The following is a 24,368-nucleotide window of genomic DNA, read 5'->3' on the forward strand; positions in this document are numbered from 1 at the left end:
ATGGTGAGTTTCACGGTTAGCGAGTTAATTGATGATAAATTCAATAAATACAGCGCTTTGAGTTTAATGACTGAAATTCAGACTTGATTGTCAGGCATGCAATAGCTGTGAAATAGAGACTATTTGGCACAAACATCTGCGAAAATGCGCTAAAAAAGAGTGTGATCCGGCTCAACATTGGTGCATTTTGTTATAGGATAGCTGCCGACTATTCACTCCTTTTGTGGAACTCTAATAATGAGTAAGCCAAACCTTGATGTTGAGCAGGGGATGCTCGAACGCGTATTCAAACTAAAACAGCACGGTACAACGGCGCGCACTGAGCTGATTGCCGGTATCACCACCTTCCTGACTATGGTCTATATCGTTTTTGTGAACCCACAGATTCTTGGGGTGGCGGGTATGGATGTGCAGGCTGTTTTCGTCACTACCTGTCTGATTGCTGCTTTCGGCAGTATCCTTATGGGATTATTGGCTAACTTGCCTGTCGCATTGGCACCGGCTATGGGACTGAACGCTTTCTTTGCCTTTGTGGTCGTGGGTGCGATGGGCATTTCATGGCAGGTGGCGATGGGCGCTATTTTCTGGGGCGCAATCGGTTTCCTTTTGTTAACGATTTTTCGTATTCGTTATTGGATGATTGCCAATATTCCATTGAGCCTGCGCGTCGGTATCACCAGTGGTATTGGCTTGTTTATTGCAATGATGGGGCTGAAAAATGCTGGCATTGTGGTTGCCAATCCGGACACTCTGGTCGCTGTCGGTAATCTGACCTCCCATAATGTTCTACTGGGTGCGCTAGGTTTCTTCATCATTGCGGTACTGGCTTCCCGTAACATTCATGCTGCAGTGCTGGTTTCTATCGTCGTGACTACGCTGATCGGCTGGGCATTGGGTGATGTTCAATACAATGGTATTTTCTCCATGCCACCGAGTGTGACGTCGGTCGTTGGGCAGGTGGATATTGCTGGTGCGTTGAATCTGGGTCTTGCTGGAGTGATTTTCTCCTTTATGCTGGTTAACCTGTTCGATTCATCTGGCACGCTGATTGGTGTTACCGATAAAGCCGGTCTGACCGATGATAAAGGCAAGTTTCCACGCATGAAACAGGCTCTGTACGTTGACAGTATCAGCTCGGTTGCTGGTGCTTTTGTTGGGACTTCGTCAGTAACGGCGTATATCGAAAGCTCCTCTGGTGTTGCCGTCGGTGGCCGTACCGGTTTAACCGCCGTTGTCGTCGGTATTTTATTCCTGCTGGTGATATTTATTTCTCCGCTGGCGGGCATGGTGCCTGCTTATGCGGCAGCTGGTGCGTTGATTTATGTCGGGGTTTTGATGACCTCCAGTCTGGCACGAGTCAAATGGGATGATTTGACCGAAGCGGTTCCGGCCTTTGTTACCGCCGCGATGATGCCATTTAGTTTCTCGATTACGGAAGGCATTGCGCTGGGCTTTATCGCCTATTGCGTGATGAAACTGGGTACAGGGCGCTGGCGTGAAATCAGCCCGTGCGTTGTGGTTGTGGCGCTGTTATTTGTATTGAAAATCGCGTTTGTCGATCACTGATAACGAATTGTTTGCCTAATGGTCATCACGGCCACCGCATCGACCTGATGTGGTGGCCGTTTTCCTTTCCAGGCCGCTTCTTGCACCTATAATGTGATTGGCAACAAAAAAGTCAATATTCCTACCTCTATAGCATAAAGAATCATCAAAAAATGCCGTTAATAGATCTGGACCTATCCAGCTCTCTTTTAGTGAGTGATATGACAATGATTAAGACCACTCAGGCCAGATTTACCTTATTAGTCAGCATCTTCTTTATCTTATTACTGATAATCACCTTTATGGTTATCCAGTCGTTTATCACACCACAACTCAAACGTTCTGAAAGTACGATTATCGGCAATAGTGTTGATCAAATTGCTACCGCGATTAGCACCCAAATGAATAAAGTAGAAGCACAATCACGCAGCATGACTCAGGCGGTTTCGTTAATGGACAGCAGCGCGATTGACTCATTGTTACCGGGATTAGTCGATCAATATGGCGATTCGAATGTATTTGGTGGAGGAATCTGGCCGTTACCTAATAAACGGCAAGAAGGGACGATCAAGTTCAGTACCTTTTATGCGCGCGATGCCAGTAATAAGCTGGCAGTCAATACCCATTGGAACTCACCGGAATCACAAAATTATTTCGAGCAACCTTGGTATAAAGAGGGCTTAAAAAGTGCCAAAGGTTTTTGTGCGTGGGCAAAGGCGTATCAGGATGACGCCAGTCCGCAGCCACGAACCAACTGCGCCATGGCTATTTATAAAGGCAATGAGGTTTACGGTGTTTCTACCATTGATGTCACGCTGGGTTTCTTTAATCAATTAGTCAGCCAGATGGAGCAAAAAATTCACGGTTCTATTTTAATCGTAGAATCTGATGGAAAAATTGTTGGCAGCAGTTTGTCATCTGAAGGATCGTCAGGGTTACAGAATCTGTCTGATATCAGTGCTTCCTCCCCTATGGCGGCAGAAACGCAACGATTGCTGGCTAATATTGCTAATCAGCCAGTAGCAGAACAGGAATATTATCGGGACGGTCAATCTCATACTTTATTTATACGACCAATAGCGAATAGCCCTTGGTATTTGGTGACCGATCTGCCAACCAGCTTATTAGTTAAACAGAGTAATAGCATTCTGTTCCATTTAGGCTTGGTGCAAATTCCGATCATGCTATTGCTGTTTCTATTCCTGATATTCTCAATTCGTATCTTTATGCGGCGTTTGGCGGTGTTAAAACAGAATATTACTGCTTTGTCGGCAGGTGGTGCGGATTTAACTCAACGGTTGCCAGCCAGCAGTAGCCCTGAATTTAATGCCATCAATCAGAGCTTTAATCAGTTCATTGATTATTTACAGCAGATGATGCGCCAGGTAGGCGAAAGTAGTCTGGCTATAGCATCAGCCTCACGACAGATAGCCAGCGGAAATCTAGACTTATCCGCTCGTACAGAGGATCAGGCCAGCGCTATTGAACAAACCGCAGCGTCAATGGATCAGCTAACCAGCACAGTGAAGCAGAATGCGGATAATGCCAGCCATGCCAATCAGTTAGCTATAGATTCATCAGCGGTCGCCGTAAAAGGTAGCACTGTGGTTGGACAGGTTATCAGTACCATGGGCTCGATTAATCATTCATCGAAAAAGATCGTTGATATTATCAGCGTCATTGACAGTATTGCCTTCCAGACCAATATTCTGGCCCTCAACGCCGCCGTTGAAGCGGCTCGAGCGGGTGAACAAGGGCGCGGTTTTGCGGTGGTAGCATCTGAAGTTCGCAGCTTGGCTCAGCGTTCGGCTACATCGGCCAGAGAGATCAAGAAGCTGATTGAAGATTCAGTTGCTGATATTGCGACCGGAACTGATCTGGTGGCCGATGCTGGCCATACCATGAATGATTTAATGAAAGGCGTATCAAATGTTGCTGAGCTAATGAATGAGATCATGTCTTCTAGTCAGGAGCAAAGCCTAGGTATTGAGCAAGTTAATATTGCAATAAATCAGTTAGATAATTCTACTCAGCAAAATGCGGCTCTGGTGGAACAAGTGGCAGCCGCTGCCCAAGCCATGCAGGAGCAAACCGTACAGTTAGAGGGTGTGATCAGCGGCTTTAAAATTTAGCCTGCTTGTTATGGGTAATTTGTTTTAAATCCCTTCTCTAAACAGAAGGGATTTTTTATTGCCGTTTAGTGAGGTAACACCTCGGTTTAAATATACCAAAAGCACGGAATATATATATGAATAAAACAGGTTACTTGAAATAATACTTATTATAGTTAAGTGTTAATTTAAAACTAACCGGCATTAATAACACAATAAATTTAAATTTAATAACATTAGAAAATGGATGATTTGGTGTAATATTTTGATTTTTTTGTAAGTTTAAGTTTACTTATTTATATAATCCACTGTAAATAAACTGATTTATTTATTATCGATTTAACTAATTTATGTAAATAGCTCGGTGTTTGATCTTGCCAACTAAATATCCTATAATTTTTCGCCTTATTGATATAGATGCAGCAATAAAATCAAGCAAGCGTGGCAAAGGAATGTGATTATTTAAATAAATTTTTTTCTATGAAAGATATTGAATGCATTAGTATTTGAAATTTAATTAATAGGTTAAGGAAGTATAGAATCAATCTCTATACGGGGTTTTTGCTACCATAATAAAATTATAGATATTCATTATATTATTTATATAACCATATAGATGTGTGTTTTTTATAAAGGTGTAGTAAATGAAAAAAAATTTTGCGTTATATTTATTTTCCTCGATATGTATTTTCTCAAGCAGTATTTCTTATGCGGTGGTTACACCAACAAGCGGCATGGTCGTATTTAAAGGTAAAGTTGTTGACTCGACTTGTACTGTTTCTAGTTCTGGCGCTGAAATTGTGATGGGAACTTATCTTAAAAATGAAATTAGTGGTAAAAATACGCTGGTTGGTGAAAAAAAACATTTCAAAATTAAACTTTCCAGTTGTCCGATCTTATCGGGTTCTGACGCAATAAAACTAGAATATCAGTTCACCGGTATACCTGATGATGAAGAGCCATCCTTAATTAAGTTAGACAGCGGTTCTACCGCTGAAGGTATTGGTCTTGCTTTATATGATGCATCAGGTGTCGATCGAGTAGACTTAAACAGTAATATTATACATGCTAGATCGGTAAATACCACGGATATGGAAATTCCACTACAGGCGGCATTCCATTCTAGCGGTAAAATAGCTAAATCAGGCTCTGCCAATGCTACAGCTAATTTTGTAATTAATTATAAATAAATAGTTAATCTTGGCTTTTATCATGAATAAAAGCCAAGAGATATTCTGGGTACTTTTTAAATAAGGTTTTATGATAGATGAGGTCAATATTTTATATTGTAATCATACTTTTTGGTATTGGATCTGCGAATGCTGATATCATTGTTGGTGGGACGAGAGTTATTTATAATGGAGAAAAAAAGGAAACATCCATATCAGTGATGAACGGGAGTGAAAGTCGGCCTTACTTAATCCAATCTTTTATTCACAGTCATATCAAAGGCGATAAACCCCCATTTATCGTGACACCACCATTATTTAGACTGGACGCAGAGAAAGAAAACACCCTACGTATTATGCGTACCGGCGGGAGTTTGCCTACCGATCGTGAATCAGTTTTTTATCTTAATGTGAAATCTATCCCTTCAGTTAATGACAATGAACAGAATACCTTAGTAATAGCGGTAAAAACGCGGATCAAATTATTTTACCGCCCTGAGGGTATAAAAGGTGATGCTGATGAAGCTTATAAATCCCTTACGTTCCGCCAAATTGGTAATCAACTCGAGGTTAAAAACCCGAGTAATTACTATGTCACTATTGGGCAATTAAAGGTCGCGGGCAAGGTGATTCCGGGTGTGGATATGATCGCACCACAAGAAATTATGCACTACCTTTTGCCTTCCAAAAACCCAGGGTGGGTCAGTTGGAATAGTATAAATAGCTATGGTGGAGTTAGCACGGAGATAACAAAGAATCTGCTTTAACAGGAAGACGCAAGATTAGCGGGAGGCTGAAATATATTATGTTAAATACAAGTCAAGGCGGTGAACAATCATTTCGATATGACTTCATTTTGGTATTAATTCCTTATCTACTGATACCCACATTGTTATCACCCTCTGTGTTCGCGCAGGACTATTTTCGGGTGTCAGCATTGGAATTAAATGATATTGAGCAATCGGTTATTGATTTAGGCGTATTTTCAACCACCGATGGACAATTACCAGGACAGTATCAGGTTGCTATTATTCTCAATAATCAAGAGAGAGATGTTAGACAGATTGATTTTATTCAGTTACCAAATAAAAAATTATCACCACAGTTGACTATTGATGATTTAAAACAGTTAGGTATAAATTTTTCGGTTTTTCCCGCATTAAAAACGTTATCGTCTGAAGATGTGATTAATGATATTGGAGAATATATACCACAGGCTTCAATAACATTCGATTTTTATCGTCAACGGCTGGAAATCAGCATTCCGCAGGCAGCATTAGATAATCAAGCTAGAGACTCGGTTGCCCATCATTTATGGCAACAAGGGCAATCAGCATTATTGATGAGCTATGATTTTAGTGGTTCTGATAATCATCATGATCATGAAAGAAATCAAAGTTATTTCTTAAATTTACGCAGTGGAATAAATATTGGTCCTTGGCGATTACGCAATCAATCGGTGTATAACTATGATGCTGGCCATAACAAGGATGGAAATAATTTTTCTACCCTAGGTAGTTATATCCAACGAGATATTCATCAGCTAAAAAGCCAGATGATGGTTGGTGAAACTTTTACTGCTGGCAATATATTTGAAAGTGTTCAGTTTACTGGGGCCTCTATTACGTCAGAGGGTTTAATGTTGCCCGGTAGTCAGCGTGGTTTTGCTCCGATTATTCGTGGTATTGCTCAAAGTAATGCGCGGGTTACTGTTCGTCAGAATAACTATATTATTCACGAAAGCTACGTGCCTCCTGGGCCATTTATTATTACAGATCTGTATGCTACATCTGGCTCAGGCGATTTAGATGTGACGATCAATGAAAAAAATGGCCAACAGCGTAAATTTGTCCAACCATTCTCATCGGTGCCGATAATGCAGCGGGCAGGACAATTAAGATATCAGCTGATATTTGGCCGTTATCGCCATGCAAGCACCGAAGTGTACAAGCCCTACTTTAGTGAAGCTGAATTTATTTATGGCCTTTCTAACCAGTTAAGTCTGTTATCTGGTATGCAGATTGCGGATAACTATAAATCATTAAACGGGGGAATAGGTCTTGGAATGGGGGCTTTTGGTGCATTCTCTCTGGATATGACGTTGGCAGAAACTCAGTTTCGTCATCACGGACATAAACAAGGGCAATCCTACCGCATCCAATATGCCAAAAGTATTGCGGCAACAGGGACTGCACTGACGCTGGCTGGATATCGCTATTCCACGTCAGGCTACTATTCGTTTAACGAGGCAAATGAATGGATAGGTAAAAAAGAAACCCGCCACGGCACAAATAAGCGTCATCGGTTGCAGTTATCCCTAAATCAAGGAATGGGGGATTTTGGGCGCTTATATTTATCTGCTTATCAGCAAGATTACTGGGGAGAACAGGGGGCAAGCCAATCATTATCTGCTGGTTACCATATTAGTTATGGCGGCATCGGTTATGGGCTGAATCTCGCTTATAGTAACAGCAAAGAATCCATTCGGCGCAAAGATAGGCAGGCATCTTTTAATGTTTCTATTCCGTTGGATAAATGGCTACCTGGTGGATGGGCGACTTACAGCATCAATAAAAATGACCATGGGCAGGGAAGTCAGCAATTTGCCATTAATGGTAGCGCTCTGAGCGGTGGCGTTTTGTCATACGGTATTACAGGGAGCCAGAATAATTATCAGGGCGGTTCGAGCGCTGGCGCTTCGTTAGGATATACCCATTCATCAGGTCGAATGAATATAGGCTACAGCAACAGTGATCATCGCCGCTCACTGAATTACGGATTATCTGGTGGCATGGTCGCCCATCACGACGGTATCACGTTCTCTCAACCGTTAGGTGAAACTGTGGTGCTGGTAAAAGCCGCCGGTACGGCAGATACAGAAATTGTGAATCACAGTGGAATAAAAACGGACTCTCGCGGCTATGCCGTTATTCCTTCAGTGGAACCTTATACTTATAACCGTATTGCTCTGCATACCGAAGCGCTGGCTGATAATGTAGATATTGACGATGCCGTGAAAAATGTTGTGCCAACGCGCGGGGCGGTCATTTCTGCCGATTTTCGCGTCCGTCACGGATACCGTGTATTGGCGACATTACGGTATCACGGTAAATCCGTGCCTTTCGGTGCCAAGGTGGCATTAACCAATAGCCATAGCAGCGGCATTGTTGGTGATAACGGCGAACTTTATCTGAGTGGTGTGTCAGAAAAGGCCACAATAAATGTGCAATGGGGTAAAGGAAAAGGGCAGCAATGCTATGTGAACACTGATTTATCCGCTTTTTCAAAAAAATCAGGCGTATTACAGATCGCAGAGAATTGTCACGATTAAAAGGATTTAAGTATGTTTTTGTTAGTCAAAGTTATCTTTAATAATAGAGATAAATACTATCTTATCGTTTTTATATTTCTTTTCTTCTATTCCTCATCGGTTTTTTCTGCTGTTCCCTATTGTGCAGCACATAATGTTGCTGTCTCCTTTGGCGATATTTCAGTACGTAATGATGTCAGCATTGGTGAGTCGTTTGGTGAGAAAGTAGTCGTAAAATCAAGGATAATGTGCCGGCACTGGCATGAAATGAGAATGTTTGTTGATTCGGTCGCGGGTGCTGAGTACGAGAATAGGGTTTTTAATACAACTATTCCTGGTGTTGGCATTCGATGGGAGACAGAGAACGAAAATAAAGTAAAACAATTAATGGCTTTGGGTGGTGTTCGTGGGTTAAGTACCAAGGTTACGTATAAGAATACGTTTTCTTTAATTAAAACCGGCGATCACGTTTCTGGGCAGTCGGGTAATATTCTAATTAATATGAAATATAAACAGTATGAGAATATCGGAGGAAGTTTATATTCATATAATATTAGCGCATTTAGTGTAAGGGAGGCCTCTTGTGAAGTTCTTACACCCAGAGTTAATGTACCGATGGGAACGATATTAAAAAGTCACTTTAGAGGTAAAAATAGTACCATCGGAGAACAAGTTTTTAATATTGCGGTGAAATGCAAAGGACCCGCTCAGGCAAGTATTACCTGGCAGGGTGGTGATACCAATGGGGTGATTAACGCTGATGCAACGTCAACGGCTAAGGGCGTGGATATCCAGCTCTGGGATGGCGACCATCCTTTGGAATTTTATAAAGAGATTACGTTGGGTCATATTGCAGGGGAAATCCGTTTGCCTTATACAGCAAAATATTATCAAACCAGTGACAGAGTCTCTGTTGGTAGTATTAATGCGACAGCGACTTTTACGATCAACTATAAGTGAATACGGTATAAGAAGCCGTGGGCAATGCTGGCGGCATATCTATCTTTACGATGTTGAAAGATGTTTTTGTTAACGGATTACTTTAAAATCATAGAGATAAATAGGTTTGTGAGCAATTACTAACATTCTTGTTTTTTTATGCTGTGTAGCGCCTCAAGTGAGGCGCTAATATGATGTAAAATATTACTTCCCGATACAGAAGCTAGAGAAAATTCGGCCTAACAAATCATCTGAACTGAATTCACCCGTAATTTCACTAAGCGATTGTTGAGCAAGGCGTAATTCCTCTGCCAACAATTCCCCAGCGTAGTTGCTGACCAGCTGTTCTTTACCTTGCACCAAATGCTGGGCTGCCATTTCCAGAGCCTGTAAATGACGGCGACGGGCCAGGAAGCCACCTTCAGTATTGCTGGTAAAGCCCATACTTTGCTTCAAATGGTCGCGTAGCAGATCGATTCCATCGCCAGTGCGAGCGGATAAACGAATAAGTGAGTAACCATTCACTTCCGTTAAACCTAGCGTCTCGTCTGTTACATCGGCTTTATTTCGTACCACGGTTATCGGCAATGTCGCCGGTAATCGAGCCATAAACTCTGGCCAGATGGCAGCCGGTTCGGTCGCATCAGTAGTGGTTCCGTCTACCATAAACAGCACTCTATCGGCTTGTTCGATCTCGTTCCATGCTCGCTCTATACCAATCCGCTCTACTTCATCGCTGGCTTCGCGTAAACCGGCGGTATCGATAATATGCAATGGCATGCCATCAATGTGAATGTGTTCCCGTAGTACATCGCGGGTAGTGCCGGCTATATCTGTCACAATTGCGGCTTCACGGCCAGCTAATGCATTGAGAAGGCTGGATTTACCTGCATTTGGTCGACCAGCGATAACGACTTTCATTCCTTCCCGCAGCAAACTACCCTGACGGGCTTCAGCCCGGACTTTCGCCAAATCGCTCATGACACCATTTAATTGGCCTTCGATCTTGCCATCAGACAGGAAATCAATTTCTTCATCGGGAAAATCAATCGCAGCCTCTACGTAGATTCGCAAGTGAGTAAGTGCTTCCACCAGTTGATGAATGCGGATAGAAAATGCGCCCTGTAATGAGTTGACCGCAGAACGGGCAGCCTGCTCAGAGCTGGCATCAATCAGATCGGCGATGGCCTCTGCCTGTGCTAAATCCAGCTTATCGTTGAGAAACGCCCGTTCGGAGAACTCTCCAGGGCGAGCAATGCGCAGGCCTGGCAGCGCCAGAATGCGTTTTAATAACAAATCCAGTATCACCGGGCCACCGTGGCCCTGTAATTCAAGTACGTCCTCGCCAGTAAAAGAATTCGGGCCAGGGAAGTAGAGAACGATACCCTGATCTAGCGTCGTGCCATCGGTATCACGGAAAGGTAAATAGTCGGCATAGCGTGGTTTGGGAAGTTTACCCAACACCGCTTGGGCAACGGCGGCCACGGCGCGACCTGAAACACGTAAAATGCCAACCCCACCGCGGCCTGGTGGGGTTGCTTGTGCGACGATAGTATCCGTTGCGCTCATGGTTATCTCTCTCTTTGGCGTGGCGTAAATCGAATTTCTACTAAAAAGAATAAGGCGGTCAATTGACCGCCTTAGGCTATTAATACAGATGATTACCGGTAAATATTATTTCTTTTTGTCACGGCTGTGTAAGCCACGTTTTTCCAAACCACGGTAAATCAACTGCTGCTGGAGGATGGTCACCAGGTTACTGACGATATAGTACAGCACCAGACCTGCTGGGAACCACAGGAAGAACACGGTGAAGATCACTGGCATAAAGGTCATGATCTTTTGCTGCATCGGGTCAGTCACGGTGGTTGGTGACATTTTCTGAATGAAGAACATGGTGATACCCATCAGAATCGGCAGAATGTAGTACGGGTCTTGTGCCGATAAATCATGGATCCACAGGATGAACGGCGCGTGGCGCAGCTCAACAGAACTCATCAACATGTAGTACAAGGCAAGGAAGATAGGCATCTGGATGACCAGCGGTAAGCAGCCGCCCAGAGGATTAACTTTCTCAGCTTTGTACAGCGCCATCATTTCCTGGCTCATACGTTGCTTATCGTCGCCGATTCGCTCACGCATTGCTGCCAGTTTAGGCTGCAACATGCGCATCTTCGCCATCGAGGTATACTGTGCCTTCGTCAGCGGGTACATGATACCACGCACGATAAAGGTGATTACGATGATGGAAAAGCCCCAGTTACCGACGAAACCGTGAATGAATTTCAACAGTTTGAACAGTGGCTGAGAGATAAACCATAGCCAGCCGTAGTCAACAGTCAGGTCAAGGTGCGGTGCGATAGCCGCCATTTTGTCCTGAATTTCCGGACCCACCCATAGGGTTGCGGCCAGTTGTTTCTGTTCACCCGGTTGCACCACAACCGGCGTACCTTTGAAGCCGATAGCCGCTAACCCATTGCCCAAATCGGCAGAGTAGAAGGTATTGGTTTCGTTGGCTTCTGGAATCCACGCAGTTGCAAAATACTGTTGCAGCATCGCGACCCAGCCACCTTTGGTGGTGATATTCAGCGGATTTTTTTCGATTTTATCGAAAGCATATTTCTGATAGTTATCTTCATCAGAAGAGTACGCCGCGCCGCGGTAAGTGTGCAGAGCAAAATTATTGCTGCCAGTATCACGATGTTTAGGCAGATTGATGCTTTGCTTCAACTGCCCAAATAACGTCAATTCTAACGGTGCAGCAGAGGCGTTCTTAACCTGGTAATCCACGCCAATCGCATAATCATTACGCTTAACAATGAATGTTTTCGTAAAGACTGAGCCATCTTTTGCGGTAAAGGTCAATGGGATACGCAGTTCGTCCTGACCATCAGCCAGTACAAAGCTGTTTTGCGCCGCTGCGAACAGTGGGCGTTCGCCGTTTGCCGGGTTATCCGGGCCGTTTTTGCCGGTCAGACCGCTTTGTGCCTGATAAACAAAGGCCGGGGTCGTTTCCAGCAGTTCGAATGTTTTGTCTGAACCCAGAGAATCCGGGTAAGCCAGCAGGTTAGCCTGCTCAATGTCACCGCCACGGGTATTAATGGTCAGAGACAGCACATCAGTTTTAACCGTGATCAATTGACCTTGACCACTGGCTGGCACAGCCTGGCTTGCAGTATCACCGGTTGCAGCATTCGAAGTCTGTTGCGTGGTCTGAGCTACGGTTTGTGGGTTGTTATCCACTTGCCATGCTTGCCAGATCATGAAAGACACGAACAGCAGCGCGATGAGGAGAAGATTGCGTTGCGAATCCATCGTTAGTGTTCTCTGTTATCGTCGGGTTTCGGCGGCACGGGATCATCGCCACCTGGGTTCAAAGGGTGGCATTTTAATACGCGTTTCAGCGTTAACCAACTGCCTTTTATCATGCCAAACCGGCGCAATGCCTCAATTCCGTAATGAGAGCACGTCGGATGGAAACGACAGCGCGGCCCCAACAGCGGACTGATAGCGAGCTGATAGCCCCTAATCAGGCCGATCAGGATGCGGGAGCCTGGCGACAGTGGCGGCGCCATAATTTTTCCAAAGCTTCCGTCAACGCACGGTTATCAAGGTCAGCCACACCTTTTTTAACCAACACCACAAAATCCATAGACGGCAACGTATGTTGATGCAAGCGGAAGCTCTCGCGTGTTAAGCGTTTGATCCGATTACGTTCATGAGCACGTTTGACATGTTTTTTGGCGACGGTAAGACCGATGCGGGGATGCCCCAGCTCGTTCAGGCGGCCGAGGATGGTGATTTGCGGCGTGCCAGCCCGTTGTGGCTGCTGGAAGACGAAAGTGAAATGACTGGGAGTTAACAAACGTAACTCCCTAGGGAAAGCGAGCTTAACCACTCAGTCGGTTAGCTTTATTACTTAGAAACAGTCAGACGAGTACGGCTTTTCGCACGACGGCGAGCCAGAACTAGACGACCATTTTTGGTGGCCATACGAGCACGGAAACCGTGGCTACGGTTGCGCTTCAATACGGACGGTTGGAAAGTGCGTTTCATAGCGATTTCTACCTAAACTTAAAATAATTACTGATTCAGTAAACGCGTTTGGCTGCTCGGAGTGAAGACCACCGACGCCTCAATCGCAACATATAAAGAAGCGGGATTGTAATAATTGTACAGTCCTGAGTCAATTCACATCGCGCAAGCCAGCGAAGAAGTTTTCTACACTGGGTGTTTACCAAGGAGCCTGCCCGTGTTTACCACTGAATTCCGTTTGGCTAAAAGCCATCAGAAACACAGGCATCACACGTAGGGCTGAGGATTATACGGACTCCTTGATAAATCGCAAGGATCGCATCAAGATCCTTTGATCAATAATAGCGTTCGTGATTGTGGGTAGGCTGTGGGTTATTTCAGGAGAATCTGAGTTTTTTCTTGATTATTCGTTGTGAACTTAACCAAAAGTAGCCAGGTAGGTTACACTTTTATGCTCAGGTCGCAGCCTGTGGATAAAAAGGATCTAATCTGTGAGGAAGGGGAGGATCTATTGCTCCATTTGCGCTATGATCCGCCATTCCGATCGCGATCTCTACTCTGGGATCGTGGGGGGATGTTAATCGTAAAAAAACAACCTAAAAATGGTTCGCATGTCACTGAGGCCTGCTACAGGCCAATTGGCGTGTGTCAAAAACGATGATTTACACAATATCCTGATTTCTTTCTTTTATTGATCTTGTTCGAGTGGAGTCCGCCGTGTCACTTTCGCTTTGGCAGCAGTGTCTTGCCCGATTGCAGGATGAGTTACCTGCCACAGAATTTAGTATGTGGATACGCCCCCTACAGGCGGAACTGAGTGACAATACTCTGGCGCTTTACGCACCTAATCGCTTTGTTTTGGACTGGGTCCGTGATAAGTACTTAAACAATATCAATGGTTTGCTCAATGATTTCTGTGGTACTAACGTACCCTTGCTGCGCTTTGAAGTTGGGAGCAAACCCGTGGTGCAAAGGATGAATCAACCGGTTACGGCAGCCAGCGTCAGTGCGCCTGTCGTTCCAGTGATTCGTAGTGCGCCGATGCGCCCTAGTTGGGACAGCTCACCGGTACAGCCGGAGCTTTCTTATCGTTCCAATGTTAATCCTAAACATACATTTGATAACTTTGTTGAAGGTAAATCCAACCAGCTGGCCCGTGCGGCAGCTCGTCAGGTCGCGGATAATCCGGGTGGAGCCTATAACCCGTTGTTCTTGTATGGCGGTACCGGTTTGGGTAAGACTCACCTGTTACATGCGGTGGGTAATGGTATTATGGCGCGTAAGGCCAATGCCAAAGTGGTTTATATGCACTCCGAGCGTTTTGTGCAGGATATGGTTAAGGCCTTGCAAAACAACGCAATTGAAGAATTTAAGCGTTACTATCGTTCAGTTGATGCGTTACTGATCGATGATATCCAATTCTTTGCCAATAAAGAGCGTTCACAAGAAGAGTTCTTCCATACTTTCAATGCGTTGCTTGAAGGTAATCAACAAATTATTTTGACGTCGGATCGCTATCCGAAAGAAATTAATGGGGTGGAAGATCGCTTAAAATCGCGCTTTGGCTGGGGTCTGACGGTGGCGATCGAGCCGCCTGAGCTGGAAACCCGCGTGGCGATTCTGATGAAAAAGGCCGATGAAAACGATATTCGTCTGCCTGGCGAAGTGGCGTTCTTTATTGCCAAACGTCTGCGTTCCAACGTTCGTGAGCTGGAAGGCGCGCTGAACCGCGTCATCGCTAATGCAAACTTTACCGGACGCGCGATTACCATTGATTTCGTGCGTGAAGCGCTACGAGATTTGTTAGCGTTGCAGGAAAAACTGGTCACTATTGATAACATTCAAAAGACAGTGGCCGAGTATTATAAAATCAAGGTCGCAGACCTGCTCTCCAAACGGCGTTCCCGTTCGGTGGCCCGCCCACGCCAAATGGCAATGGCATTGGCCAAAGAGCTAACCAACCACAGCCTGCCTGAAATCGGCGATGCGTTTGGTGGCCGCGACCATACCACGGTGTTGCACGCCTGCCGGAAAATCGAGCAGTTACGTGAAGAAAGTCACGACATCAAAGAAGATTTCTCTAACTTAATCAGAACATTATCCTCCTAGCGCTATGAAATTTATCATTGAACGTGAGCATCTGCTAAAACCCCTGCAACAGGTCAGTAGCCCGCTGGGTGGACGTCCAACGTTGCCGATACTGGGCAATCTGTTGCTGCAAGTGACTGAAGGCTCTTTACTGCTGACTGGCACCGATCTGGAAATGGAGATGGTGGCGCGCGTTACTTTGTCCCATCCTCATGAACAGGGTGCGACAACCGTGCCAGCACGGAAGTTTTTTGATATTTGGCGCGGTCTGCCGGAAGGGGCTGAAATTACCGTCGCGCTGGATGGCGATCGTCTGTTAGTGCGTTCTGGCCGCAGTCGCTTCTCGCTGTCGACTTTACCTGCTGCGGACTTCCCTAATCTGGATGATTGGCAGAGCGAAGTCGAATTTATGCTGCCACAGGCAACATTGAAGCGTCTGATTGAGTCTACTCAATTCTCTATGGCTCATCAGGATGTGCGTTATTACCTCAACGGGATGTTATTCGAAACCGAAGGTGAAGAGTTGCGCACCGTTGCGACCGATGGCCACCGCTTGGCGGTCTGTTCCATGCCAATTGGTCAATCCTTGCCCTCCCATTCGGTGATCGTACCGCGTAAAGGGGTGATGGAACTGGTACGTTTGCTGGATGGCGGTGACACCCCATTGCGCCTACAAATAGGTAGCAACAATATACGTGCTCACGTAGGTGATTTTATTTTCACCTCCAAGCTGGTTGATGGCCGTTTTCCTGATTATCGTCGGGTATTGCCGAAGAATCCGGATAAAACCCTGGAAGCCGGTTGCGATTTGCTGAAGCAGGCGTTTGCGCGCGCGGCTATTTTATCTAACGAGAAATTCCGCGGTGTTCGTCTGTATGTAAGTCACAATCAGCTCAAGATTACCGCCAATAATCCTGAGCAGGAAGAAGCCGAAGAAATCCTGGATGTCAGCTATGAAGGGACGGAGATGGAAATCGGTTTCAACGTTAGCTACGTGTTGGATGTGCTTAACACCTTGAAATGCGAAGATGTACGCTTGTTGCTGACGGATTCGGTTTCCAGCGTACAAATTGAAGATAGCGCCAGTCAGGCGGCCGCCTATGTCGTTATGCCAATGCGTCTTTGACTTATAGCGGGCTATTGACTTGCCAGCTTGAGATTGGGTCGTGCTCGCCATCCTCACGTACATTAAGTACGCTCCAGTGGCTGTGCGCTGTCCGCCTCCAATCTACCTGCGACAATGACGCCCTGAATCAGATGTCTATCTGAAGCAAGACGATAACGCCCTCGATGGTTCGATAATGAAGAAAGCAGCAGCATGGCATTGACGCGTTTACTGATAAAAGATTTCCGCAATATCGAATCGGCAGATCTGGCTCCGGCAGCAGGATTTAACTTCCTTGTCGGCCCTAATGGCAGTGGAAAAACCAGCGTTTTGGAGGCGGTTTATACCCTTGGTCACGGTAGGGCCTTTCGCAGTTTGCAGGCGGGAAGAGTGATACGGCACGATTGTCCCGAGTTTGTGTTACATGGCCGGGTTGATAGTGGTGAACGCGAGCTGTCGGTGGGATTGAGTAAAAGCCGCCAGGGTGACAGTAAAGTACGGATTGACGGCAGCGATGGCCATAAAGTGGCTGAACTGGCACAAATGTTGCCGATGCAGTTGATTACGCCAGAAGGTTTTACCTTATTGAACGGCGGGCCGAAATTTCGGCGCGCTTTTTTAGACTGGGGTTGCTTCCATAATGAACCCGGTTTTTTTACTGCCTGGAGTAATCTGAAAAGGTTACTTAAGCAGCGCAACGCCGCGCTGCGCCAGGTGAGTCGCTATGCGCAAATTCGACCTTGGGATCAGGAAATTATCCCGCTGGCCGAGCGTATTAGCGAATGGCGAGCGGCATACAGCGACGCTATTGCCGCAGATATTTCTGCGACATGCGCCCTGTTCCTGCCAGAGTTTGCCTTGAGTTTCTCTTTCCAGCGCGGCTGGGATAAAGAGAGCGACTACGGTGAGTTGCTGGAACGCCAGTTTGAGCGTGACAGAGCGCTAACCTATACCGCCGTCGGGCCACATAAAGCGGATTTTCGCATTCGGGCTGAGGGTACACCGGTAGAGGATTTGCTATCGCGCGGTCAGCTAAAACTGCTGATGTGCGCATTGCGGTTAGCGCAGGGTGAGTTTCTCACCCGACAGAGCGGGCGGCGTTGCCTGTATCTGCTTGACGATTTTGCTTCCGAATTAGACACCGGCCGACGTCGTTTATTGGCCGAACGTCTGAAAGCTACCCAGGCACAGGTTTTTGTCAGCGCGGTTAGTGCTGAGCAAGTGGCCGACATGGTTGGTGAAAAGGGCAAGATGTTCCGAGTGGAACATGGCAAAATAGAGGTTCAACCACAGGATTAAAAATGAGCGAGAAACGTTGATGTCGAATACTTATGACTCCTCAAGTATCAAGGTATTAAAAGGGCTGGATGCGGTTCGTAAGCGTCCGGGCATGTATATCGGTGATACTGATGATGGTACCGGTCTGCACCACATGGTATTCGAGGTTGTGGACAACGCTATCGACGAAGCCCTCGCTGGCCACTGTAAAGAAATTATCGTCACCATCCATTCGGATAACTCGGTTTCTGTACAGGATGATGGCCGTGGTATCCCAACCGGTATGCATGATGAGGAAGGGGTATCAGCCGCTGAGGTCATCATGACCGTGTTACATGCTGGCGGTAAATTTGACGATAACTCGTACAAAGTTTCTGGCGGCTTGCATGGCGTGGGTGTGTCAGTTGTTAACGCTCTGTCTGAAAAACTGGAGTTGGTGATTCGCCGTGAAGGTAAAGTTCACGAGCAGACTTACAAAATGGGTGTGCCGCAAGCACCACTAAAAATGGTGGGTGAAACCGATCAGACCGGGACTACGGTGCGTTTCTGGCCGAGCTTCCAGACCTTCACCAATAACACCGAATTTCAATACGAAATTCTGGCGAAACGCTTGCGTGAGCTGTCGTTCCTGAACTCCGGGGTTTCAATCAAACTGAAAGACAAACGTAACGACAAAGAAGACCACTTCCATTACGAAGGCGGTATCAAAGCGTTTGTTGAGTATCTGAACAAAAACAAAACCCCGATCCATCCGAAAGTGTTCTATTTCTCTACTATGAAAGATGACATCGGTGTGGAAGTGGCCTTGCAGTGGAATGATGGTTTCCAAGAAAATATTTACTGCTTTACCAACAACATTCCACAGCGCGATGGCGGTACCCATTTGGTTGGTTTCCGTACGGCGATGACGCGTACGCTGAACAGCTATATGGATAAAGAAGGCTACAGCAAGAAAGCCAAGATCAGTGCCACTGGGGACGATGCCCGTGAAGGCCTGATTGCCGTGGTATCGGTTAAAGTGCCGGATCCTAAATTCTCCTCACAGACTAAAGATAAGCTGGTTTCTTCCGAAGTGAAAACCGCGGTTGAAACGCTGATGAACGAGAAGTTGGTCGAGTATTTGCTGGAAAACCCAAGCGACGCCAAAATCGTGGTCGGCAAGATTATTGATGCGGCTCGCGCTCGTGAAGCTGCACGCAAAGCCCGTGAAATGACGCGTCGTAAAGGGGCATTGGATCTCGCCGGTCTGCCTGGCAAGTTGGCGGACTGTCAGGAACGCGATCCGGCATTATCTGAACTTTACCTAGTGGAAGGGGACTCGGCGGGCGGATCGGCAAAACAAGGCCGTAACCGTAAGAATCAGGCGATTCTACCGCTGAAAGGTAAGATTCTGAACGTTGAGAAAGCGCGTTTTGATAAGATGCTGTCTTCGCAGGAAGTGGCCACGCTGATTACTGCGCTGGGCTGCGGTATTGGCCGGGATGAATATAACCCGGACAAGTTGCGCTATCACAATATCATTATCATGACCGATGCCGATGTTGATGGTTCTCACATCCGTACGTTATTGTTGACGTTCTTCTACCGTCAGATGCCAGAAATTATCGAGCGCGGTCATGTGTTTATCGCTCAACCGCCGCTGTATAAAGTGAAAAAGGGTAAGCAAGAGCAATACATCAAAGATGATGATGCTATGGAACAATATCAAATGTCTCTGGCATTAGATGGTGCCGCCTTGCACATTAATCCTGAAGCACCAGCTCTTTCCGGTGAACGTCTGGAAGCACTGGTTGCTGAACATTACAGCGTGCAGAAAACCATCAAACGTATGGAGCGCCGCTATCCACGTGCTTTGCTGAATAATCTGATTTACCAGCCAACGCTGTTGGAAGACGATTTGGGCAACAAAGAGGTGGTTCAACAGTGGATTGACTCACTGGTTACCTTGCTGAATGAAAAAGAGCAGCACGGCAGCAGCTATAGCTCGATTGTGCGTGAAAACCGCGAACGCCAGATGTTTGAACCGATTCTGCGTATTCGCACCCACGGAGTTGATACCGATTACGATCTGGACTTCGATTTCATTCACGGTGGCGAATATCGTAAGATCTGTCTGTTGGGCGAGAAATTGCGTGGTTTGATCGAAGAAGGTGCTTTCGTTGAACGTGGTGAACGTCGTTTGGCAGTAGACAGCTTCGAAGGTGCTCTGGATTGGCTGGTTAAAGAATCACGTCGTGGCTTGGCAATTCAGCGCTATAAAGGTCTGGGTGAAATGAACCCAGAGCAGCTTTGGGAAACCACGATGGATCCAGAAAGCCGTCGTATGTTGCGTGTCATGGTGAAAGATGCGATTGCTGCGGACCAACTATTCACCACCCTAATGGGTGATGCGGTTGAGCCTCGTCGCGCCTTTATCGAAGAGAACGCTTTAAGAGCTGCAAATATCGATATCTGATTATTTGCGTGAAAAAAACCGGAGCAGGTGACTGTCTCCGGTTTTTTTATGTCTAAAAATACGGATCAATACAGTATTAGTGGGGCGTGGCTGCATGGGTATCAGCGGCTCGGAATACTAGGGGAAAAATAGTGCTCAAGACGTAACTCACTCTTTTTGTTATGGGTCATCGATTCAGTAAACCGTTACTGGTATTCACTCGCTGAATCGCGTTAGCATGATGTAAGACGATGTAAATATATGAGGATGTCATGGCTATTGAACTGATTGCGATTGATATGGACGGTACGTTACTCAATGGGCGCAACCAAATTACCCCCAGAGTGAAGCAGGCCATCAATGCGGCTCAGCAAAAAGGTGTTGTGGTCGTATTAGCGACGGGGCGCCCGTATATCGGTATCACAAAGTATTTGCGTGAGCTGGATATGGAGAACAGCAACGACTATTGCATCAGCAATAATGGTGCGTTAGTGCAAAAAGCGGCAACCGGTGAATGTGTGCTGCAAGAAACGTTACGCTTTGATGATTATCTGTATTTTGAAGCTTTGGCGCGGCAGCTCGGCGTCCATTTCCATGCTTTTGATTACAATACCTTGTATACCGCTAATAAAGACATCAGTAAGTACACGGTTCACGAAGTTTTACTCACGGGAATACCGTTGAAATACCGTAGTATCAGCGAAATGGATTCAGCAATGCGTTTCCCTAAAGTGATGATGATCGATGAGCCGGAACTGTTGGATCGTGCCATCGCGCAGATTCCCGCCGAGGCATTCGACAGTTATACCATTATGAAAAGCTCACCTTATTTTCTGGAAATTCTGAACAAGCGAGTTGATAAAGGTGCTGGCGTGAGAATGCTGGCTGAGCATTTGGGGATTACTCGGGAAAACGTCATGACTTTAGGCGATCAGGGCAATGATTACGCCATGATTGAATATGCTGGCCTCGGTGTTGCAATGGGCAATGCCATTCCTGAGCTGAAAGAAATCGCCCAGTACGTGACAGCGACCAATGAAGAAGATGGCGTCGCTGTCGCGATTGAGACATTTGTATTGAATTAAGCCGATATAGATTTAAAGCGTGCTGGCGGAGCCAGCGACTCTGTGAGGTTAATGACCCAGCGCTCGCAGCGGTGAAAACCGGCAGGATAAGCGCTACAGCGGGTTATTACCGGGAGCTGATATGGCCTATAAACAAGAAAAGCAGCTGACCTTTGATCCCCGAGGTCACCAGTTAACCAATATTAATGTCTGGACGTCTGACAGTCAGTGGTTGGTGTATGACGTGCGGCCAAGTGGTGCCTCGTTCACCGGTTTGACCATTGAGCGAGTAAATTGTCACAGCGGTGCCATTGAAGTGATTTATTTCGCCCAGCATGGTGCACATGTTGGCGTTGTAACCGTTAGCCCAGATCTGCCTGCCCGCTATGTTTTTATCCACGGTCCGGAACATCCAGATAGTCAGTGGCACTACGATTTTCATCACCGGCGCGGTGTGATTGTCAGTGAGCCGGATCGTGAACTGGCGATAACGCTGGATGCTATGGATATTACGCCTCCGTACACACCAGGTGCGTTACGCGGTGGGACACATGTGCATGTCTTCAGCCCCGATGGTCGCCGCCTAAGCTTTACCTATAATGATCATGTGCTGCATGAACGTGATCCTGCGCTGGATTTACGCAATGTTGGGGTTGCTGTGCCGCTACATGGTGTCAATCCACCGAAACATCATCCGCGCGAATATGATGGCAGCCATTTTTGTGTTCTGGTCAGCAGTACCACGCCGACACCGCAGCCAGGTAGTGACCAGATCAATCGTGCATATGAAGAAGCTTGGGTGGGTGATCAAGGATATGTGAAAGCGGATGGTTGCCGGCAGCGCTGGGCGCTGGCATTTATTGGCGATACTCTCTCTGCGGAAGGAAACAAGGTTTCGGAAGTATTTATCGTTGATTTGCCTGACCAGGATCGTGATTTTTCCCGTGAAGGCATCCTTCCATTGGCTGGCGATAGCCAGACGTTACCTGCGCCGCCGCTTGGCATACAGCAGCGGCGGCTGACTTATACCGATAAACGACGCTTTCCTGGCCTGGCAACTACGCCACGCCACTGGCTGCGATCCTCTCCAGATGGGCGCGCTATCGCTTGTTTGATGAGAGATGATGCCGGAGTCGTGCAGTTATGGTTGGTATCGCCACTCGGGGGCGAACCGCAACAACTGACGCAGGGTAGGCATGATATTCAATCGGCGTTTAGCTGGAGTCCGCAAGGTGACAAAATTGCGTTTGTCAGAGACAACAGTATTGCGTACTGCGAAGTGTCCAGCGGACGCATTCAACAGCTGACGGAGCCAACGGCAGAGCCGCCATCTGGCGATGCGGTTGTGTTTTCACCCGATGGGAAGCGAATTGCGTATATGCGTAACCTTGATGGTTGGACGCAGATATTTACGGTTGAAGCCGGTTAGTGATGATTAACCGGTAATCTCTGGATAATTACGGTGTGGTTTGCGTCTCGGCTGTGGCGGTGTCGTTACTCGCCGCCGTATTCTGCGCTTCTTCCTTACGGATGCGTTCACGCGGGGAGTCTGGTGCTTTATCTTCGTCAGAACGCAAATAATCGTAAGGTAGCAATAGCGTGTCCATCACGGCTGAAAGCGGTAAATCGACCGCCAGCATTGAGCGTAATGGCCAACCGGTATTATCGTCTTTGAGCATGTCTAGGTTAGCATGAGTACCGGAGTAGTAACCCTGGCTGCTGCTGGTGTGAGTCATAATGCTGGAGCAACCGCTGGTGAGCAGCAGCGTACAGCCGGTGACTATAGGAAGAACTGCGCTTCTCATCATCTTTTACCATCTCATTTGGCAGTATTTGGTTTGTCAGCCAGCGTAAAGTCGATCACTCAATTTATAGCATCTTATGGCAAGAATTAGAGAATAATTTACATATAGATGTGGTGTTGTTCTCAATTTAGTGTCGATGCCATAACGCACTTCATCTTGGTTCAAAAATTTTTTCCATTTTATCAGTTGAAAAAAAACAACCCGCCCCCACTTTATTATTAGGCCAAGAGAAAATATGCCGATTGGATATTCAGGCTAAAAGTCTGTCCATTAAGGAAGACTATTTTAATCCTTGCTAATAAATTTAGGAGGCAGTTTTTATGCGTAACTCAGATCTTGCTCCACTATATCGTTCTGCTATTGGTTTTGACCGTTTGTTTAATTTACTTGAATCTGGACAGAGTCAGAATAACGGCGGCTACCCACCATATAATGTCGAGCTGGTAGACGAAAATCGCTATCGTATTACTATCGCCGTTGCCGGTTTTTCTGAGCAAGAACTGGACATTGTTACCCAGGATAACTTGCTGATTATTCGTGGTTCTCATGGGGAAGAAACCACTGATCGCACGTATTTATACCAAGGGATCGCTGAGCGAAACTTTGAACGAAAATTCCAGTTGGCCGAACATATTAAAATTAAAGGTGCCAATTTAGAGAACGGCTTATTGTATATTGATCTGGAGCGTATCGTACCGGAAAGTATGAAGCCGCGTCGGATCGAAATTAAGTAATATAGTTTCCCCTATGCATTGAATATATTATTATTTAATATTTTGGCTTGCCGTAATAGGGAGCCAATCTGTCACGGGCTAATTTCGGCTGACCATTATTTATGATGCCGTTATTAATTGGCCGTGGCTGTCTATTATCTCGCTTCAAAGAAGGAGTTAACATTATGCGTAATTATGACTTATCACCTTTGCTTCGTCAGTGGATTGGTTTTGATAAATTGGCAAGCACCATGCAGGGTTCTTCCGACGCTCAGGGGTTCCCTCCATACAATATTGAAAAGAGCGATGACAATCACTATCGCATCTCTTTGGCGCTTGCTGGGTTCAAACAGAGTGAGCTGGATATCGAAGTGGAAGGGCCGCGACTGACGGTACGTGGAAAGCCAACACCGGTGGAAAAACCTGCGGAATATCTGCATCAGGGCTTGATTCGTAAAGAGTTCACCCTGACCTTCACTTTGGCAGAACACCTAAATGTCGATAATGCACAGTTTGAAAACGGCTTGCTGCATATCGATCTACTGCGTCAGGTACCTGAAGCGTTGCAGCCACAGCGGATCAGCATTGGCCGCCCGGCTGAAGAGCGACCAGCGTTGGATAATGCGGCCACTGAACAGCAGTAATTTGCCATGATTTGCACCGGTTTCGACACTCGGAGCCGGTGCCAATAACAAAAAAATCTAATCCCTCCAATAATTGTCTTTCGCGCCAGAAACATTCCTGTTCTCTGGCGCATTTTGTGGTGTATCCC

Annotated in this window: 20 protein-coding genes; 14 read left to right on the forward strand and 6 right to left on the reverse strand. The window is 46.3% G+C overall.

Annotated elements, in window-relative coordinates; genetic code table 11:
- The first annotated feature begins 237 nt into the window (after positions 1-237).
- The 6 genes from DJ39_RS00340 to DJ39_RS00365 all read left to right on the forward strand — a co-directional run bounded on the left by DJ39_RS00340 (position 238) and on the right by DJ39_RS00365 (position 9,095).
- The gene (locus DJ39_RS00340) at positions 238-1,566 is read left to right on the forward strand and encodes an NCS2 family permease (protein WP_004718226.1); all 1,329 of its coding nucleotides are present in this window, start codon (positions 238-240) and stop codon (positions 1,564-1,566) included.
- 206 nt (positions 1,567-1,772) lie between these two features.
- A complete protein-coding gene (locus DJ39_RS00345; RefSeq protein WP_038242252.1) occupies positions 1,773-3,677 on the forward strand; it encodes a methyl-accepting chemotaxis protein in 1,905 nt (634 codons plus the stop codon).
- 623 nt (positions 3,678-4,300) lie between these two features.
- Positions 4,301-4,846, forward strand: coding sequence for a fimbrial protein (locus DJ39_RS00350; protein ID WP_004718231.1), 546 nt, complete (start codon positions 4,301-4,303; stop codon positions 4,844-4,846).
- A 77-nt stretch (positions 4,847-4,923) separates the two neighbouring features.
- Positions 4,924-5,592: a fimbrial biogenesis chaperone gene (locus DJ39_RS00355; RefSeq protein ID WP_038242196.1), complete on the forward strand. Its 669-nt coding sequence runs from the start codon at positions 4,924-4,926 to the stop codon at positions 5,590-5,592.
- Positions 5,593-5,630: 38 nt separating this feature from the next.
- Entirely contained in the window at positions 5,631-8,156 is a 2,526-nt protein-coding gene (locus DJ39_RS00360) for a fimbria/pilus outer membrane usher protein (RefSeq protein WP_069971747.1), read from the forward strand.
- A 12-nt stretch (positions 8,157-8,168) separates the two neighbouring features.
- The gene (locus DJ39_RS00365; RefSeq protein ID WP_004718236.1) at positions 8,169-9,095 is read left to right on the forward strand and encodes a fimbrial protein; all 927 of its coding nucleotides are present in this window, start codon (positions 8,169-8,171) and stop codon (positions 9,093-9,095) included.
- Positions 9,096-9,278: 183 nt separating this feature from the next.
- Here the strand turns inward: DJ39_RS00365 and mnmE are convergent, their stop codons facing one another.
- The 5 genes from mnmE to rpmH all read right to left on the reverse strand — a co-directional run bounded on the left by mnmE (position 9,279) and on the right by rpmH (position 13,130).
- Complete coding sequence (gene mnmE, locus DJ39_RS00370) at positions 9,279-10,643, reverse strand: tRNA uridine-5-carboxymethylaminomethyl(34) synthesis GTPase MnmE (RefSeq protein ID WP_004718238.1); 1,365 nt, start codon at positions 10,641-10,643, stop codon at positions 9,279-9,281.
- A gap of 105 nt (positions 10,644-10,748) precedes the next feature.
- A complete protein-coding gene (gene yidC / locus DJ39_RS00375) occupies positions 10,749-12,389 on the reverse strand; it encodes a membrane protein insertase YidC (RefSeq protein WP_038242190.1) in 1,641 nt (546 codons plus the stop codon).
- Positions 12,390-12,391: 2 nt separating this feature from the next.
- Positions 12,392-12,649 (reverse strand): membrane protein insertion efficiency factor YidD, encoded by a 258-nt coding sequence (gene yidD, locus DJ39_RS00380; RefSeq protein ID WP_038242187.1) that lies wholly within the window; start codon positions 12,647-12,649, stop codon positions 12,392-12,394.
- Positions 12,613-12,972 (reverse strand): ribonuclease P protein component, encoded by a 360-nt coding sequence (rnpA, locus tag DJ39_RS00385; RefSeq protein WP_025380108.1) that lies wholly within the window; start codon positions 12,970-12,972, stop codon positions 12,613-12,615. Before rnpA ends, yidD begins: the two co-directional genes overlap by 37 nt.
- Before the next feature lie 17 nt (positions 12,973-12,989).
- Positions 12,990-13,130 (reverse strand): 50S ribosomal protein L34, encoded by a 141-nt coding sequence (rpmH, locus tag DJ39_RS00390; protein WP_004718242.1) that lies wholly within the window; start codon positions 13,128-13,130, stop codon positions 12,990-12,992.
- A gap of 696 nt (positions 13,131-13,826) precedes the next feature.
- Between rpmH and dnaA the strand changes: the two genes are divergently transcribed.
- The 6 genes from dnaA to DJ39_RS00420 all read left to right on the forward strand — a co-directional run bounded on the left by dnaA (position 13,827) and on the right by DJ39_RS00420 (position 22,507).
- Complete coding sequence (dnaA, locus tag DJ39_RS00395; protein ID WP_004718244.1) at positions 13,827-15,218, forward strand: chromosomal replication initiator protein DnaA; 1,392 nt, start codon at positions 13,827-13,829, stop codon at positions 15,216-15,218.
- A 4-nt stretch (positions 15,219-15,222) separates the two neighbouring features.
- On the forward strand, positions 15,223-16,323 hold the full coding sequence (gene dnaN, locus DJ39_RS00400) for a DNA polymerase III subunit beta (protein ID WP_004718245.1): 1,101 nt from the start codon (positions 15,223-15,225) through the stop codon (positions 16,321-16,323).
- A 192-nt stretch (positions 16,324-16,515) separates the two neighbouring features.
- Positions 16,516-17,601: a DNA replication/repair protein RecF gene (recF, locus tag DJ39_RS00405; protein WP_004718248.1), complete on the forward strand. Its 1,086-nt coding sequence runs from the start codon at positions 16,516-16,518 to the stop codon at positions 17,599-17,601.
- A gap of 19 nt (positions 17,602-17,620) precedes the next feature.
- A complete protein-coding gene (gene gyrB, locus DJ39_RS00410; RefSeq protein WP_004718251.1) occupies positions 17,621-20,035 on the forward strand; it encodes a DNA topoisomerase (ATP-hydrolyzing) subunit B in 2,415 nt (804 codons plus the stop codon).
- 251 nt (positions 20,036-20,286) lie between these two features.
- On the forward strand, positions 20,287-21,099 hold the full coding sequence (yidA, locus tag DJ39_RS00415) for a sugar-phosphatase (protein WP_004718252.1): 813 nt from the start codon (positions 20,287-20,289) through the stop codon (positions 21,097-21,099).
- 121 nt (positions 21,100-21,220) lie between these two features.
- Complete coding sequence (locus DJ39_RS00420) at positions 21,221-22,507, forward strand: YidR family protein (protein WP_004718254.1); 1,287 nt, start codon at positions 21,221-21,223, stop codon at positions 22,505-22,507.
- 28 nt (positions 22,508-22,535) lie between these two features.
- Here the strand turns inward: DJ39_RS00420 and DJ39_RS00425 are convergent, their stop codons facing one another.
- Positions 22,536-22,883, reverse strand: a complete 348-nt coding sequence (locus tag DJ39_RS00425) for a YceK/YidQ family lipoprotein (RefSeq protein ID WP_038242248.1) — start codon at positions 22,881-22,883, stop codon at positions 22,536-22,538.
- 320 nt (positions 22,884-23,203) lie between these two features.
- On the opposite strand from DJ39_RS00425, the gene ibpA reads away from it, so the two are divergent.
- On the forward strand, positions 23,204-23,617 hold the full coding sequence (gene ibpA, locus DJ39_RS00430; RefSeq protein WP_004718257.1) for a small heat shock chaperone IbpA: 414 nt from the start codon (positions 23,204-23,206) through the stop codon (positions 23,615-23,617).
- Positions 23,618-23,781: 164 nt separating this feature from the next.
- Positions 23,782-24,240 carry a small heat shock chaperone IbpB gene (gene ibpB / locus DJ39_RS00435; RefSeq protein WP_038242174.1) on the forward strand — a complete coding sequence of 153 codons (459 nt, stop codon included), beginning with the start codon at positions 23,782-23,784 and terminating at the stop codon, positions 24,238-24,240.
- Positions 24,241-24,368: the final 128 nt, after the last annotated feature.

It is taken from the genome of Yersinia ruckeri ATCC 29473 (assembly GCF_000754815.1).
Classification (GTDB): Bacteria; Pseudomonadota; Gammaproteobacteria; order Enterobacterales; family Enterobacteriaceae; genus Yersinia; species Yersinia ruckeri.